This is a genomic window from Nocardioides agariphilus (assembly GCF_015352445.1).
Classification (GTDB): Bacteria; Actinomycetota; Actinomycetes; order Propionibacteriales; family Nocardioidaceae; genus Nocardioides; species Nocardioides agariphilus.
Genome location: NZ_JADKPO010000008.1, coordinates 1 through 14,793, shown reverse-complemented (window position 1 = coordinate 14,793; position 14,793 = coordinate 1). Strand labels below are relative to the sequence as shown.

General features: G+C 68.8%; 13 protein-coding genes. 8 read left to right on the top strand and 5 right to left on the bottom strand.

The annotated features are described in order from the left end of the window. Nucleotides 1–34: 34 nt before the first annotated feature. The 5 genes from ISU10_RS07460 to rpmH all read right to left on the bottom strand — a co-directional run bounded on the left by ISU10_RS07460 (nt 35) and on the right by rpmH (nt 2,472). Entirely contained in the window at nt 35–490 is a 456-nt protein-coding gene (locus ISU10_RS07460; RefSeq protein WP_228500107.1) for a Jag family protein, read from the bottom strand. Between the two features lie 173 nt (nt 491–663). Further along, nucleotides 664–1,653 (bottom strand): membrane protein insertase YidC, encoded by a 990-nt coding sequence (gene yidC / locus ISU10_RS07455; RefSeq protein ID WP_370864974.1) that lies wholly within the window; start codon nt 1,651–1,653, stop codon nt 664–666. Nucleotides 1,654–1,700: 47 nt separating this feature from the next. Then, nucleotides 1,701–1,931 (bottom strand): membrane protein insertion efficiency factor YidD, encoded by a 231-nt coding sequence (gene yidD / locus ISU10_RS07450; protein ID WP_194695754.1) that lies wholly within the window; start codon nt 1,929–1,931, stop codon nt 1,701–1,703. Then, nucleotides 1,928–2,302, bottom strand: a complete 375-nt coding sequence (rnpA, locus tag ISU10_RS07445; protein WP_194695753.1) for a ribonuclease P protein component — start codon at nt 2,300–2,302, stop codon at nt 1,928–1,930. Before rnpA ends, yidD begins: the two co-directional genes overlap by 4 nt. Before the next feature lie 32 nt (nt 2,303–2,334). Further along, on the bottom strand, nt 2,335–2,472 hold the full coding sequence (rpmH, locus tag ISU10_RS22945) for a 50S ribosomal protein L34 (RefSeq protein ID WP_370864924.1): 138 nt from the start codon (nt 2,470–2,472) through the stop codon (nt 2,335–2,337). Nucleotides 2,473–2,943: 471 nt separating this feature from the next. Here rpmH and dnaA point away from each other — a divergent pair, with 471 nt between their 5' ends. The 8 genes from dnaA (at nt 2,944) to ISU10_RS07400 (ending at nt 14,558) form a co-directional block, all read left to right on the top strand. After that, nucleotides 2,944–4,416 carry a chromosomal replication initiator protein DnaA gene (gene dnaA / locus ISU10_RS07435; RefSeq protein WP_194695751.1) on the top strand — a complete coding sequence of 491 codons (1,473 nt, stop codon included), beginning with the start codon at nt 2,944–2,946 and terminating at the stop codon, nt 4,414–4,416. 403 nt (nt 4,417–4,819) lie between these two features. After that, nucleotides 4,820–5,959, top strand: coding sequence for a DNA polymerase III subunit beta (dnaN, locus tag ISU10_RS07430; RefSeq protein ID WP_194695750.1), 1,140 nt, complete (start codon nt 4,820–4,822; stop codon nt 5,957–5,959). Nucleotides 5,960–5,997: 38 nt separating this feature from the next. Then, nucleotides 5,998–6,891 carry a phosphogluconate dehydrogenase (NAD(+)-dependent, decarboxylating) gene (gnd, locus tag ISU10_RS07425; RefSeq protein WP_194695749.1) on the top strand — a complete coding sequence of 298 codons (894 nt, stop codon included), beginning with the start codon at nt 5,998–6,000 and terminating at the stop codon, nt 6,889–6,891. A gap of 6 nt (nt 6,892–6,897) precedes the next feature. After that, nucleotides 6,898–8,055 (top strand): DNA replication/repair protein RecF, encoded by a 1,158-nt coding sequence (recF, locus tag ISU10_RS07420; RefSeq protein WP_194695748.1) that lies wholly within the window; start codon nt 6,898–6,900, stop codon nt 8,053–8,055. Next, nucleotides 8,045–8,599, top strand: coding sequence for a DciA family protein (locus tag ISU10_RS07415; protein WP_194695747.1), 555 nt, complete (start codon nt 8,045–8,047; stop codon nt 8,597–8,599). Before recF ends, ISU10_RS07415 begins: the two co-directional genes overlap by 11 nt. Before the next feature lie 353 nt (nt 8,600–8,952). Next, complete coding sequence (gyrB, locus tag ISU10_RS07410; protein ID WP_194695871.1) at nt 8,953–11,007, top strand: DNA topoisomerase (ATP-hydrolyzing) subunit B; 2,055 nt, start codon at nt 8,953–8,955, stop codon at nt 11,005–11,007. A gap of 159 nt (nt 11,008–11,166) precedes the next feature. After that, entirely contained in the window at nt 11,167–13,758 is a 2,592-nt protein-coding gene (gene gyrA, locus ISU10_RS07405; protein WP_370864973.1) for a DNA gyrase subunit A, read from the top strand. Continuing rightward, nucleotides 13,758–14,558, top strand: a complete 801-nt coding sequence (locus tag ISU10_RS07400; protein ID WP_228500053.1) for a DUF3566 domain-containing protein — start codon at nt 13,758–13,760, stop codon at nt 14,556–14,558. The genes gyrA and ISU10_RS07400 overlap by 1 nt, the downstream gene beginning before the upstream one ends. The last annotated feature ends 235 nt before the right edge of the window (nt 14,559–14,793 follow it).

Below are 14,793 nucleotides of genomic sequence, written 5' to 3'. Positions count from 1 at the left end.
GTTTCACGTGAAACATCTGGCACGGAGGCTCGACTCAGAGCGGCAGGACCACCACGAACCGACGAGGTTCGACGCCTTCGGACTCCGAGGTCAGGCCAGCTTCGGCAACGGCGTCGTGCACGACCTTGCGCTCGAACGGCGACATCGGGTCGAGTGCCACCTGCTCGCCGGTCTCCTTGACCCGCGCCACCGACTCCTGCGCCAGGGCCACGAGGCGAGCGCGCTGGTCGGCGCGATAGCCGGAGATGTCGAGCATCAGTCGGGAGCGCTCGCCCGTCTCGCGATAGACCGCGAGCCGGGTGAGCTCCTGCAGCGCGTCAAGCACCTCGCCACGCTGTCCTACCAACTGGTTGAGGTCGGCTCCCACGATGGACACCGCGGCTCGGTCACCCTCGACATCCATGTCCAGGTCGCCGTCCAGGTCGGCGATGTCGAGCAGCTCCTCCAGATAGTCGGCCGCCACGTCGCCCTCGCGCTCGAGCGCACGCAGCCGGTCGCTGCCCTCGACCGCGTCGTCGTCAGCCTCCCCGTCGCCGGCAGCCTCGCCGGCCTCCCCGTCCTGAGCCTCCGCGGATACCTGCTGCGACACCTCCTCGGCGAGGTCGGGCGCCGCCGACTCGTCGGTGTCGTCGCGTACTTCGGTGATGCTCTGGTTCTGGTCGCTCATGCGGTGTCTCCCTGACTGTGGGGCTCGCCCCGATCGGTCGGTTGGGGGCGCCCCTGCGGGGTCGCGCCACCCTTCTTACGTTGCTGACGCGACTGCTTCTTCGGCTGCTGCCGGACCGCGGGCTTGGGTGCCTCGGGGGTCTCCTCGACGGTGGGCACCTGCTCCACCGGGTCCTCACCGTGCTTGGCACCCTTCGCCGCGTCGCGCTTCTGCTTGGCGAAGAACGCCGGCGTACCCGGCGCCGGGTTGTTGCGGATGACGTAGAACTGCTGGCCCATCGTCCACAGGTTCGAGGTCGTCCAGTAGAGCAGTACGCCGATCGGGAAGGCCACGCCACCGACGGCGAAGACCACCGGCAAGACGTAGAGCAGCATCTTCTGCTGCTGGGCGTAGGGCCCGGTCAGCGCGTCGGCCGGCATGTTCTTGCTCATCAGCTGACGCTGGGTCATGAACGTGGTCGCCGTCATCGCCAGGACCAGGAAGGCGGCCACGACCATGACGCCCGCGTTGCCGTCGTTGTTGACGAAGGTGAGCTTCAACGGGATGTGACCGAACAGCTTCGACTGGCCGAAGGACTCCGCCAGGTCGGTCGTCAAGAACCCGTGCGCCTTGCCCTTCTTGGCGGCCTGGTCGAGCATGCGAAACAGCGACAAGAAGATCGGCATCTGCATCAGGATCGGCAGGCACGACGCGAACGGGTTGGTGCCCGACTCGCGATAGAGCTGCATCGTCTCCTGGGCGAGCCGCTCGCGGTCGTGGCCGTACTTCTTCTGCAGCTCCTTGACCTTGGGCTGGATCAGCTGCATGTTGCGGCTCGACTTGATCTGCTTGACGAACAGCGGGATCAACGCCGCGCGGACGACCAGGGTCAACCCCACGATCGAGAGCGCCCAGGTCGACCCACCGTCGGGGTCGAAGCCGATCTGGCTGAGCAGCCAGTGCCACGACACCATCACCGCCGACACCGCGTAGTAGAGCGGCGTCATGATCAGGTGGCCGATCTGGCCGAGGAAGTCAAGCACGAGGAAGGCTCCTACACCGGGGTGGTGGGTCGGGAGGGAACGGGGTCATAACCGCCCGCAGCCCACGGATGGCAGCGAGACAGGCGACGGATCGCCAGCCAGCTGCCGCGGATGCTGCCGTGCACCTGCACGGCCTCGAGTGCATAGGCCGAGCACGACGGGTGGTAGCGGCACACCTGCCCGTACAACGGGCTGATCACCGCACGGTAGCCCCGCAGCAAGGCGATCAGGACGTACTTCATGATGGCTCCCCGCCGACGACGGCCGGGGTGACCGGTCGTATCCGCTCCAGACAACGACCCAGGTCGCGACGAAGTTCGTCGTAGGTCGCTGCCGCAGCAGCCGGGTTGGCCCGGACCACCAGCACCGAAGAGGCCGGGAGCTCGTCGAGGCGCTCGCGGACCAGGTGCCGCAGCCGGCGCCGTACGAGGTTGCGCAGGACGGCACCGCCGACGGCGCGCGAGACGACGAACCCCGCGCGAGCCGGAAGCCCGTCGCCGTCGTCGGTCCGGTCGAGATGTACGACGAGGGTGCGGCAACTGGACCGGCTCCCGCGACGCACGCATCGGCGAAATGACTCACCAGAGGTGAGCCGGGACGCCGGGGGCAACATGGACGCCCGCCCTGATCGCGAGTCTGGGCGGATCAGACGGCGAGCTTGTTGCGGCCCTTGCGGCGGCGCGCAGCCAGGATGGCGCGACCGGCTCGCGTGCGCATGCGCAGGCGGAAGCCGTGGACCTTGTGGCGGCGGCGGTTGTTCGGCTGGTACGTGCGCTTGGTCACGAATCTCTCCGGTGTGTTGCGGGCCGAGGGCCCCGGGCATGGTCGGTGGTCACCGCCGGCGAGCGAAGCCGATGACGACAGGGACATCGGGACACGGCTCGACGCGGGCGCCACGGCAGGTGACCGGCCAACGGTACGCGAGCCTCTTCCACAGGGTCAAACCACGGCATCGTCCCTCGGCCGAACCGTCTCGTCTACCTGTGGATGACGGCTTGCCGGGCCGTTGTCCACAGGGTTAGGTTCGGGCCCGACGAGTTTCCCCGCCGTCCCCCATCACCTCCGGCTCCGCTCCTCTCGGCAACCTCGGGCAATTCCCCGCCCTGGTCCGCTGACCTGCGCAGATTCATCCGGAAGCGGTCGTTCGCGACCACGGCGCGGTGGGGACCACGGTTCGTCGCAACCTCCTTCACAGGTTGTGGAGAAGGATGTGGAGTTCCGATCGGCAGAACTGAAGGGCGGCGGGCAGAGCGCATGGAAGACCACCAGGACGTGGCCGGACACCGTGGGCAGGCGGGACAGGCCGGACAAGACCTCGAGCAGGCGTGGTGGTCGGTCGTCGGCGACCTGCAACCCAACCAACGGGCCTGGCTCGAGGCCAGCGCGCCGGTCACCCTCCACGGCAACCAGGCGATCATCGAGGTGGTCGACGAGTTCACCCGCACCCAGCTCGAGGGCCGACTGCGCGCGCAGATCGAGGAGGGCCTGACTGCCGCGTTCGGTCGGGAGATCCGCCTCGGCGTCACCGTCAACCCCAGCCTGGTCTCGGAGCGCGAGACCACCAGTCCCACCGAAAGCCGCCATGTCGACACATCGACACATCACCAAGTCGAGAAGTCGACCTATGGACCGCCGCTCACCCCGTCCTACGCCGGGGACGAGCCGGTCGAGCAGACCCGGTCGGTGCTCGAGACGAGGCTGAACCCGAAGTACACCTTCGAGACCTTCGTCATCGGCTCCTCCAACCGGTTCCCCCACGCCGCGGCCGTGGCGGTCGCGGAGGCGCCGGGGCGCGCCTACAACCCGCTGCTGGTCTACGGCGACTCCGGCCTCGGCAAGACCCACCTGCTCCATGCGATCGGCCACTACGTCCGCAGCCTCTACAACGGGGCCAAGGTGCGCTATGTCTCGAGCGAGGAGTTCACCAACGAGTTCATCAACGCGATCCGCGACGACCGGCAGGACCGGTTCAAGAGGAAGTACCGCGATGTCGACGTGCTCCTCATCGACGACATCCAGTTCCTGGAGGGCAAGACCCAGACCCAGGAGGAGTTCTTCCACACCTTCAACACCCTCCACAACGCCAGCAAGCAGATCGTGCTCACCTCCGACCGTGCCCCCAAGCGGCTCGAGGCGCTCGAGGACCGGCTGCGCAACCGGTTCGAGTGGGGCCTGATCACCGACGTCCAGCCCCCCGACCTCGAGACCCGCATCGCGATCTTGCGCAAGAAGGCAGCCATGGACCGCCTGACCGCACCGCCGGACGTGCTGGAGTTCATCGCCTCCAAGATCCAGACCAACATCCGTGAGCTCGAGGGAGCGCTGATCCGCGTCACCGCGTTCGCCAACCTCAACCGCCAGGAGGTCGACATGACCCTGGCCGAGATCGTGCTCAAGGACCTGATCCCCGAGGGTGGCGAGCCCGAGATCACCGCGTCGCTGATCATCGCCCAGACCTCGGCGTACTTCGGGCTCCCCATCGAGGACATCACCGGGCCCAGCCGCGGCCGGCACCTGGTGATGGCTCGTCAGATCGCGATGTACCTGTGCCGCGAGCTCACCGACTTGTCGCTGCCCAAGATCGGCGCCCAGTTCGGCAACCGCGACCACACGACCGTGATGTACGCCGACCGCAAGATCAACCAGCTGCTCGCCGAGCGGCGAGCGGTGTTCAACCAGGTCTCCGAGCTCACCAACCGCATCAAGATGCACGCCCGCCAGAACTGAGGCGAACCACCCGTGAATCACATGCGTGCAAGATGTGCGCGACATCGTGCGACTCGCCGCCATTCGTCCACAGCACATGTGGACAGCTGGGGACGACGCCGTGACGCCGGCCACCTCGCCCCCAGCACACCTGGCTGGCCCACCGGCTCGTGCACAGCCGCTGGGGACGAGAAAAGGACCGCTGACCTGCGCCGACACGAGTTGTCCACACTTTCCACCGCTGCTACTGCGACTCTCAACCTCTATTTCTGGTCATGCCCGGTGAACGAAGCACCTGGCACGTTCCTGGGGATGAGCGCCTCCCGAAGACCACCTCGATGAGCCGGCACTCCCCTGTGTCGGCGCCGCGTGGCAGGATTCGAGCCCGGACTGCCTTCCCCACCTCGACCTCGAAGGACCACGAGTGAAGTTCCGCGTGGATCGCGACTCGTTCGCCGATGCCGTTGCCTGGGCGGCCCGCAGCTTGCCCGTTCGCCCCAGCGCCCCCGTGCTCTCCGGGTTGTTGATCACCGCCGGTCACGAGGGCCTGGTGCTCTCGACCTTCGACTACGAGACCTCGGCACGCGCCACCTTGACCGCCGAGGTCTCCGACGAGGGCCAGGCCCTGGTCAGCGGGCGGTTGCTCGCCGACATCTGTCGCAGCCTGCCGGCCAAGCCGGTCGACATGAGTCTCGACGGTTCGCGCGTCTCGCTGACCTGCGGCTCGGCCCGCTTCAGCCTCCAGACGATGCCGGTCGAGGACTACCCCACGCTGCCCGACATGCCGTCCGCCTCGGGCACCGTGCCCAGCGACCAGTTCGCCCACGCGGTCGCCCAGGCCGTCACCGCGGCCGGTCGCGACGACATGCTGCCGGTGCTGACCGGCGTGCGGCTGGAGATCTCCGGGTCGACGATCGCCCTGCTGGCCACCGATCGCTTCCGGCTCTCCCACCGCGAGCTCGACTGGAACCCCAACTCACCCGACGCCTCGATGGCCGCGCTGGTGCCGGCCAAGGTGCTGGGCGACACGGCCAAGTCCCTGACCGCCGGTCCCGAGGTCACGATCGCCTTGTCCTCCGGCGGCGCGGGCGAGGGCATCATCGGCTTCGAGGGCTCTGCACCCGGGGGCACCCGCCGCACGACCACGAGGCTGCTCGACGGTGAGTTCCCCAAGGTCCGCAGCCTGTTCCCCAGCGAGCACACCACCACGGCGCTGGTCGACAAGATCGCCCTGGTCGAGTCGGTCAAGCGGGTCGCGCTCGTCGCCGAGCGCAACACCGCGGTGCAACTGGCCTTCTCCGACGGCGTCTTGACCCTCGACGCCGGCTCGGGTGACGAGGCCCAGGCCTCGGAGTCGATCGAGGCCACCATCGAGGGCGAGGACCTGACGACCGGCTTCAACCCGCAGTTCCTGCTCGACGGGCTGACCGCCATCGACGAGGCCGTCGTGGAGTTGGCCTTCACCCAGGCTTCCAAGCCCGTCGTGATCAGTGGTTCGATCGGGGAGGACGGGGACGACCCCGGCTTCCGCTACCTGCTCATGCCGCGTCGCCTGCTGTCCTAGGTCCCAGGACGTCCCACCAGCCAGAGGGAGAAACACGCATGGAGCTCGGACTCGTCGGCCTCGGCAAGATGGGCGGCAACATGCGCACCCGCTTGCGCAACGCCGGCCACACGGTCATCGGCTACGACCACAACCCCGAGATCTCCGACGCGACCAGTCTCGCCGACCTCGTCGAGAAGCTCCCGTCTCCCAAGGTCGTGTGGGTGATGGTGCCCGCTGGCCAGATCACCCGCGACGTCATCAAGGAACTCGGCGACCTCCTCGGCGAGGGCGATCTCGTCGTCGACGGCGGCAACTCTCGCTGGACCGACGACCAGGCCAACGCCGCGATGCTCGCCGAGAAGTCCATCGGGTTCGTCGACTGCGGGGTCTCCGGTGGGGTCTGGGGTCTGCAGAACGGCTACGCCCTGATGTACGGCGGCTCGGCCGACGACATCGCCAAGGTGCAGCCGGCCTTCGACGCGCTCAAGCCGCCCGCCAACGACAACGGTCAGTTCGGCTGCGTCCATGCCGGCAAGGTCGGCGCCGGGCACTTCTCCAAGATGGTCCACAACGGCATCGAGTACGCCATCATGCAGAGCTACGCCGAGGGCTGGGAGCTGCTGGAGAAGGTCGAGCTCGTCGACAACGTCACCGAGGTCTTCCGCTCCTGGCGCGAGGGCACGGTGATCCGCTCGTGGCTGCTCGACCTGATGGTCAACGCGCTCGACGAGGACCCCGGACTCTCCAAGATCCGCGGCTACGCCGAGGACTCCGGGGAGGGCCGCTGGACCGTCGAGGCCGGCATCGACAACGCCGTCCCGACTCCCGCGATCACCGCCGCCCTCTACGCCCGCTTCGTCTCGCGGCAAGACGACAGCCCGGCGATGAAGGCCATCGCGGCGATGCGCAACCAGTTCGGCGGCCATGCCGTGACCTCCGCAGGCGGCTAGCCCCACTTGCACGTCTCCCACCTGGTCCTCCACGACTTCCGCTCCTACGCCGACGTCGAGGTCGTCCTCGAACCCGGCCCGACCGCGTTCGTGGGCAGCAACGGCCAGGGCAAGACCAACCTCGTCGAGGCCATCGACTACCTCTCGCGGCTGACCTCCCACCGGGTCGCGACCGACGCCCCGCTGGTGCGCGCTGGGGCGGACCAGGCGATCGTGCGGGCCGCGGTGGTCAAGGACGGGCGTACTGCGGTGCTCGAGGTGGAGATCAACCCCGGGCGGGCCAACCGGGCCCGGGTCAACAAGTCGCCGCTGCCCAAGACGCGCGACCTGGTGGGGCTGGTCCGCACCGTGGTGTTCTCGCCCGAGGACCTCGCGCTGGTCAAGGGCGACCCGGCCGAGCGCCGTCGGTTCCTCGACGACCTGCTGGTGCTGCGCACACCTCGGCTGGCCGGCGTCCGGGCCGACTACGAGCGGATCCTCAGGCAGCGCAACACGCTGCTCAAGACGGCCCGCGCCCACGGCCGAGCCGCGGACTCGACCCTGTCGACCCTCGAGGTCTGGAACTCCCACCTGGCCCGGGTCGGTGCCGAGATCCTGGCCGAGAGACTCGCGCTGGTCGAGGACCTGCGCCCCTACCTCGGCAACTCCTACGCCACGGTCGCGCGCGGGGCTTCGCGCGATGCCGCCGAGGCGACGTACAAGTCGTCCTTCGAGCTGCCCGAGGACCTCGCCGACCGGGGTGCGCTGACCCAGGCGCTGCTCGATGCCCTGGTCGAGCGGCGCAACGACGAGCTCGATCGCGGCCTGTCGCTGGTCGGCCCGCACCGCGACGACCTGGTGCTCAGCCTCGGCCTCGGAGGGCCAGACGAGACGAGCACCCGCCTGCCCGTGCGTGGCTACGCCAGCCACGGGGAGTCCTGGTCGTTCGCGCTGGCGCTGCGGCTGGCCTCCTACGACCTGCTGCGAGCCGACGGCGACGACCCGATCCTGGTGCTCGACGACGTCTTCGCCGAGCTCGACTCCGAACGCCGCTCGCAGCTCGCCGAGCTGGTGGCGGGGGCCGAGCAGGTGCTGGTCACCGCCGCCGTCGACGACGACGTGCCCGAGAAGCTGGCCGGCACCCGGTTCAAGGTCAGCGGTGGGGAGGTGACCCGTGTCGAGTGACGAGCCCGCAACACCGGAGTCTGGCCCCCCTCCTGAGCACCGGGCCGACGGCCTCGAGCTGGCCAAGAACCTCGCCCGCGCGACGGCAAGGTCCTCGCCGGCCAAGCGCGTTCGCCGCAACCGCACCTCGGCCGGCACCGACCGCCGCACGGGCAGGTCGCGCTCCTCGGGCGCGTTCCCCGACGACCGCGACCCCCAGCTGCTCGACGCGACCGTGGGCAGGCTGGTCGAGGACCACGGGTGGGACGTCGACCTCAGGGTGGCCGGGGTCTTCGCCCGGTGGGCCGAGCTGGTCGGCGACGAGGTGGCCCAGCACGTGATGCCGGAGTCCTTCAGCGACGGCGTGCTCTCGGTGCGCACCGACTCCACGGCCTGGGCTGCCCAGCTGAAGTACCTCGCACCCGAGCTGGTCAAGCGCCTCAACGTCGAGCTCGGCCACGGCACCGTCACCCTGGTCGAGATCGCCGGCCCCCACCTGCCGAGCTGGAAGAAGGGCCTCCGCTCGGTGCGTGACGGGCGGGGCCCTCGCGACACCTACGGCTGAGCTGCCCCCAGCGCCGCAGAGCCGATCTGCGGCCCGCGCAGACGTATAGGGAGTCCAACGCACCCCTGTCAGGCCGCTGCGACGGCCTTTCCGAGCCGCTCCCGGGCAATTTCGTCGCCGGATCACCCCGTCCCTGTGGATGGCGGCGTGGAATGCGGCCCTCCACGGGCTATCATGGCCGTCGGGTCGCGCGCCTCCACCGCCGCGACCCGAGTCATGTCAGGGGTGGATACGAAGAGGTGCGTGTGAGCGACGAACCGACCGCAGACGACGTCCAGCAGCCGGCCGCTCCTCCCGAGGCCTCGGCGCCCGAAGGTCAGCCCGAGACCCCGGCCGAGGTCACCGCTGATGACATCCCGGCGGACGTCAACGGCGACTACGACGCCTCCGCCATCACCGTGCTCGAGGGTCTCGAGGCCGTCCGCAAGCGCCCCGGCATGTACATCGGGTCCACCGGCGAGCGCGGCCTGCACCACCTGATCACCGAGATCGTCGACAACGCGGTCGACGAGGCCCTGGCCGGCTACTGCGACCGCATCGTGCTCACCCTGCGTGCCGACGGCGGGGTGCAGGTCATCGACAACGGCCGCGGCATCCCCACCGACACCGCGCCGGGCCAGGAGCTGCCGGCGGTCACGATGGCGCTGACCCTGCTCCACGCCGGCGGCAAGTTCGGCGGCGGCGGCTACAAGGTCTCCGGCGGTCTGCACGGCGTGGGCGTCTCGGTCGTCAACGCGCTGTCCACCCGACTGATCGTCGAGGTGAAGAACCGCGGACACCTCTGGCGGCAGACCTTCCAGCTCGGCGACCCCGACGGGCCGCTCGAGCAGGTCCGCGCGCTGGAGCCCGGCGAGGGCACCGGCACCACCGTCACCTGGTGGGCCTCCTCGGAGATCTTCGAGACCACGACCTACTCGCTCGAGACGCTGACCACCCGCATGCGCGAGTACGCCTTCCTCAACAAGGGCCTGGAGATCGTGGTCCGCGACGAGCGCGAGCACGCAGCCGAGATCGCCGACGCCGTACAAGACGACACCGTTCCCAACGACGTCGACGCTCCCGACAGCGCCGCCATGCATCGCGCCGAGGGCGGCGGCAGCGAGCAGGTCTTCAAGTACGACCGCGGCCTAGTCGACTACGTCGAGCACCTCAACCGCTCCAAGCAAGCCGCCAACCCGACCATCATCTCCTTCGAGGCCGAGGCCCCGGAGTCGTCGGGCCAGCACATGAGCCTCGAGGTGGCGATGCAGTGGAACGTCTCCTACAGCGAGTCGGTCCACACCTTCGCCAACACCATCAACACCCACGAGGGCGGCACCCACGAGGAAGGCTTCCGCTCCGCGCTGACCAGCCTGGTCAACAAGTGGGGCGAGGAGTGGGGCCTGATCAAGAAGGCCGAGGACCGCGTCTCCGGCGACGACATCCGCGAGGGCCTGACCGCGATCGTCTCGATCAAGCTCGGCGAGCCCCAGTTCGAGGGCCAGACCAAGACCAAGCTCGGCAACACCGAGGCCAAGGGCTTCGTCCAGCGCACCGTCAACGACGAGCTCGGCGCGTGGTTCGAGCAGAACCCGGCCGAGGGCAAGGACATCGTCCGCAAGTCCCAGGCCGCGGCGTCCGCTCGACTGGCCGCCCGCAAGGCGCGCGAGCTCGCCCGCTCGCGCAAGGGACTGCTCGGCGGCGGCAACCTGCCCGGCAAGCTGTCGGACTGCCAGTCGACCAACCCCGAGGAGTGCGAGGTCTTCATCGTCGAGGGTGACTCGGCGGGCGGGTCGGCCAAGTCGGGCCGTGACCCGCGCATCCAGGCGATCCTGCCGATCCGCGGCAAGATCCTCAACGTCGAGAAGGCCCGCATCGACAAGGTGCTGGCCAACAACGAGGTCCAGGCGATCATCAACGCGCTCGGCACCGGCGTCCACGACGACTTCGACATCGACAAGCTCCGCTACCACAAGGTCGTGCTGATGGCCGACGCCGACGTCGACGGTCACCACATCAACACCTTGCTGCTGACGCTGCTGTTCAGGTTCATGCCCAAGCTCATCGAGCACGGCTTCGTCTACATGGCCCAGCCGCCGCTCTACCGCCTGCGCTGGAACAAGCCCCACGAGCACGAGTTCGTCTACTCCGACGCCGAGCGCGATGCCCTGCAGCGGGCCGGCCTCGAGGCCGGCAAGAAGCTCCCCAAGGAGAACCCCGTCCAGCGCTACAAGGGCCTCGGCGAGATGAACGCCGACGAGCTGTGGGAGACCACGATGGACCCCGACCAGCGGCTGCTGCTGCAGGTGACCCTGGAGAACGCCGCCCTGGCTGACGAGACGTTCTCGATCCTGATGGGTGAGGCCGTCGAGCCGCGGCGCTCCTTCATCCAGCGCAACGCCAAGGACGTCAGGTTCCTCGACATCTGACGTCCATGGGTGGTCGAGCTGTCGCGAGACCACTATCCGACTCTCTTCGAATTTCGCTAGACAAGCCGAGAGGCCGCAATCGTGACTGAAACGCCCACGGGACCAGCAGGGCCGCCACCGCCTGGCGGTCGCATCGACGAGGTCGAGCTGCGCACCTCCATGGAGCGCGCCTACATCGACTACGCGATGGCGGTGATCGTCGGGCGCGCGCTGCCCGACGTACGCGACGGGCTCAAGCCGGTGCACCGCCGCGTCCTCTACGCGATGTACGACGGCGGCTACCGGCCCGACCGCGGGTTCAGCAAGTGCTCGCGCGTCGTCGGCGACGTGATGGGGCAGTACCACCCCCACGGGGACACCGCGATCTACGACACCTTGGTGCGCCTGGCGCAGCCGTGGGTGATGCGCAACCCGCTGATCCACGGCCAGGGCAACTTCGGTTCGCCGGGCAACGACCCCGCGGCCGCGATGCGCTACACCGAGTGCCGGATGGCGCCGCTGGCCATGGAGATGGTCCGCGACATCGACAAGGACACCGTCGAGTTCCAGCCCAACTACGACGGGCGCAGCTCGGAGCCCACGATCCTGCCGGCGCGCTTCCCCAACCTGCTGGTCAACGGGTCGGCCGGCATCGCGGTCGGCATGGCCACCAACATCCCGCCCCACAACCTGCGTGAGGTCGCCGACGGTGCCCAGTGGGCGCTGGAGCACCCCGACGCCACGCGCGAGGAGCTCCAGGACGCGCTGATCGAGCGGATCAAGGGTCCCGACTTCCCCAACGCAGCACTGATCGTGGGCCGCCAGGGCATCGAGCAGGCCTACCGCACCGGTCGTGGCTCGGTCACCCAGCGCGCCGTCATCGAGATCGACGAGGACGCCAGGGGCCGTACCTGCCTGGTGATCACCGAGCTGCCCTACATGGTCAACCCCGACAACCTCGCGCTCAAGATCGCCGAGCTCGCCGACACCGGCCGCGTGCAGGGCATCGCCGACGTGCGCGACGACACCTCCTCGCGCACCGGCCAGCGCCTGGTCGTGGTGCTCAAGCGCGACGCCGTGGCCCGCGTGGTCCTCAACAACCTGCTCAAGCACACCGAGCTGCAGACCAACTTCTCGGCCAACATGCTGGCTCTGGTCGACGGCGTGCCGCGCACGCTGACCATCGACCAGTTCATCAGTCACTGGGTCGAGCACCAGGTCGACGTGATCCGTCGCCGCACGGCGTTCCTGCTCCGCGAGGCCGAGGCGCGCGCCCACATCTTCCGCGGCCTGGTCAAGGCTCTCGACATGCTCGACGAGGTCATCACGCTGATCCGCAACAGCCCCGCGGTCGACGATGCGCGGCAGGGCCTGATCGAGCTGCTCGACATCGACGAGCTCCAGGCCAACGCCATCCTCGACATGCAGCTGCGCCGGTTGGCCGCCCTCGAGCGGCAGAAGATCGTCGACGAGCTGGCCAAGATCGAGCTCGAGATCGCCGACTACCAAGACATCCTCGCCAGGCCGGAGCGCCAGCGCTCCATCATCAGCGAGGAGCTGGCCGAGATCGTGGAGAAGTACGGCGACGACCGCCGTACCCAGATCATCGCCGCCGACGGCGACCTCTCGATGGAAGATCTGATCCCCGACGAGGAGCTGGTCGTCTCGATCACCCGCGGCGGTTACGCCAAGCGCACCCGCGCCGACGCCTACCGCTCACAGCGCCGTGGTGGCAAGGGTGTGCGCGGCGCCGTACTGCGCGGCGACGACGTCGTCCAGCACTTCATCGCGACCACCAACCACCACTGGCTGCTGTTCTTCACCACGGCCGGCCGCGTCTACCGCACCAAGGCCTACAACCTGCCCGAGGCCGCGCGCGACGCTCGCGGTGGTCACGTCGCGGGGTTGTTGTCCTTCCAGCCCGACGAGGACATCGCGCAGGTGCTCGCGATCCGCGACTACGAGCAGGCTCCCTACCTGGTGCTGGCGACTCGCAGCGGCCTGGTCAAGAAGACCCGCCTGGGCGACTACAACAGCCCGCGCCAGGCCGGCGTGATCGCGATCAACTTCCGCGAGGCGGACGACGAGCTCATCGGTGCCGAGCTGGTCGAGCCCGACGACGACATCCTGCTGGTCTCGCGCAAGGGTCAGGCGATCCGGTTCCGCGCCGACGACACCCAGCTGCGCCCGATGGGTCGCGCCACCTCCGGTGTGGGCGGCATGAAGTTCCGCGCCGGCGACTCGCTGCTGTCGATGTCGGTGATCCGGGCCGAGCAGGTCGCGCTCGAGGAGCGCGCGGCGGCCCGCCCGCAGTACGTCTTCACCATCACCGACGGCGGCTTTGCCAAGCGCTCACGCATCACCGACTACCGACTGCAGTCGCGTGGCGGCATCGGCATCAAGACGATGTCGCTGGCCAACGAGGAGCGCGGCAACCTGGTCGGCGCGTTCATCGTGGTCGACGGTGACGAGGTGCTCTCGATCACCGCGGGCGGCCAGGTCGTGCGCAGCCCGATCAACGACGACTTCAGGGCGACCGGTCGTTCGACGATGGGCGTGAAGTTCGTGACGCCCAAGGACGGGGACGCGGTCGCGGTCGTAGCGAGGTCTGTCGAGACGCCCGAGTCCGACGACCAGGACGCCCCTATCACAGGCGAGACCGATGCGGACGAGAACGCCCCGATTGAGGCTGGTCAGGAATCGCACGATCAGGGTCCGGATGCAACAATCGATGAGATGGAGGCCGATTCCCCACCCGAGAGTGAGGCCTGATGACGGAGCGACCGACCGAGCAGACGCAGCGGCGACTGACCGGACTGGACGCACCCAGTCAGTCGACCGGCCCCGCGAGTGCTCCGGTGCTCCCGCCGATGCCGGCGGAGGCTCGACCCGAATACCGACCGCAGGCGACCGCCTCCACGGACACTGCTTCGACGAAGCCCTCGCTGGCCGACCGGCTCCAGGAGAAGCTGACCTCGGTCCGCCAGTCGAATCCTCCGGCCGAGCGGCTCAACGGCAGCCACGACCAGACCGCCGTTCGTCCGCCGATCCAGGCCTCGACGGCCGCGCCTGAGGCGCCCCCGGTCTCGACCCAGCAGGGCGCGGTGCTGCCGCCCGCCGCCGTCGACGAGTCGCCTGCCGAGCCCGCCAAGCGGGCCGCTGCCCCACGCCAGACGCGTGCCGCCAAGGTCAAGCGCCCACCGCGGCGCGCCCGTCTCCGGTTGACCCGCATCGACCCGTGGTCGGTGATGAAGACAGCGTTCCTGTTGTCGATCGCGCTGGGTGTCGTGACGATCGTGTCCGTGCTGATGGTCTGGTCGGTGCTCGGCGCCGCCGGAGTCTGGGACTCCATCAACTCCACGGTGCGCGACGTCGTCGGCGAACAGGCCACCAACCCCTTCACCATCCAGGACTACCTCGGCACCGACCGCGTCATCGGCTTCACGATGCTCGTCGCCGTGATCGACGTCGTACTCCTGACCGCGATCGCCACCCTGGCCGCCTTCCTCTACAACATGGCCGCCGCCCTCCTCGGCGGCATCGACATCACCCTGGTCGAAGACGAGCACTAGTCGCCTCGCTGGTTGAGGAGGTTGCGCTAGCAACCGTCTCGAAACCCAGCGCCCCGTACGTCGGTGATCGAGTCCCGCTGGTTGAGGAGGGTTGCGCCGCGAGTCCCGCTGGTTGAGGAGGTTGCGCCGCGAGTCCCGCTGGTTGAGGAGGTTGCGCTAGCAACCGTCTCGAAACCCAGCGCCCCGTACGTCGGTGATCGAGTCCCGCTGGTTGAGGAGGGTTGCGCCGCGAGTC

Excerpts from the sequence above, each read along its gene's own strand:
- rnpA (WP_194695753.1), bottom strand. The coding sequence starts at position 2,302 with ATGTTGCCCCCGGCGTCCCGGCTCACCTCTGGTGAGTCATTTCGCCGA.
- dnaA (WP_194695751.1), top strand. The coding sequence starts at position 2,944 with ATGGAAGACCACCAGGACGTGGCCGGACACCGTGGGCAGGCGGGACAG.
- yidC (WP_370864974.1), bottom strand. The coding sequence starts at position 1,653 with ATGACGCCGCTCTACTACGCGGTGTCGGCGGTGATGGTGTCGTGGCAC.
- gyrA (WP_370864973.1), top strand. The coding sequence starts at position 11,167 with ATGGAGCGCGCCTACATCGACTACGCGATGGCGGTGATCGTCGGGCGC.
- yidD (WP_194695754.1), bottom strand. The coding sequence starts at position 1,931 with ATGAAGTACGTCCTGATCGCCTTGCTGCGGGGCTACCGTGCGGTGATC.
- gnd (WP_194695749.1), top strand. The coding sequence starts at position 5,998 with ATGGAGCTCGGACTCGTCGGCCTCGGCAAGATGGGCGGCAACATGCGC.
- ISU10_RS07400 (WP_228500053.1), top strand. The coding sequence starts at position 13,758 with ATGACGGAGCGACCGACCGAGCAGACGCAGCGGCGACTGACCGGACTG.